Source organism: Bradyrhizobium sp. NAS80.1 (genome assembly GCF_001908205.1).
Taxonomy (GTDB): Bacteria; Pseudomonadota; Alphaproteobacteria; order Rhizobiales; family Xanthobacteraceae; genus Bradyrhizobium.
Genome location: NZ_LGHL01000417.1, coordinates 1 through 751, shown reverse-complemented (window position 1 = coordinate 751; position 751 = coordinate 1). Strand labels below are relative to the sequence as shown.

The window sequence follows — 751 nt, the reverse complement described above, 5'->3', positions numbered from 1 at the left end:
ATCTGGCGTGGCCTTTCCAGATTAACCGATATCGAACTCGGCGCCGAAATCGGAGCGGCTGGAAATGTGGGTAATTGAAAGCTTCACCGGACGGATACCCGGCATCTCATGGAGGTACACTTCTGATGCACCTGCCTCCAAATCGCTCTCAAACGCTCCACAAAGAGATCCCACCGACCCCCAATAATCGCTAATCTCACGAACAGCGTTGGGATCGAGACCGCTGGCTCGGTCCGTACCAGCTAACGCCGCCACGATCGAACCCAAAGCCGGCTGCGACGTCAGTCCACTCATGGCATCCATAGCTGCATCGATTGCATCAACGCCAGCTTCAATTGCAGCCAGAATTGTTGCCGCCCCGATGCCGGAAGTATCGTGAGTATGGAGATGGATCGGGAGGCCTATCTCGTCCTTCAACGTCTTTATGAGAATCCGGGCTGCCGCAGGTTTCAAAAGTCCCGCCATATCCTGATACCCAGGATATGAGCACCCGCGGCCTCAAGTTCCTTTGCGATCGAAACGTAGTACCCGAGAGAATACTTCGACCGTGCCGGATCGAGAATGTCACCAGTGTAGCAGAAGGCGCCCTCGGCAAGCTTGCCGCTCGCAATTACCGCGTCGATCGAGACCCGCATATTCTCGACCCAGTTGAAGCAATCAAATATCGAAAGATATCCATTCCGGCTTTGGCTGCCTGATCGATAAAGAAGCGAACCACATTGTCAGGGTAGTTCGTATAGCCGACACCATT

1 pseudogene is annotated in these 751 nt (G+C 54.1%); it reads right to left on the bottom strand.

Going from position 1 to position 751, the window contains the following annotated elements:
- Positions 1–96: 96 nt before the first annotated feature.
- Positions 97–751: pseudogene (locus AC629_RS43965) on the bottom strand (hydroxymethylglutaryl-CoA lyase-like TIM-barrel protein); the annotation flags it as partial.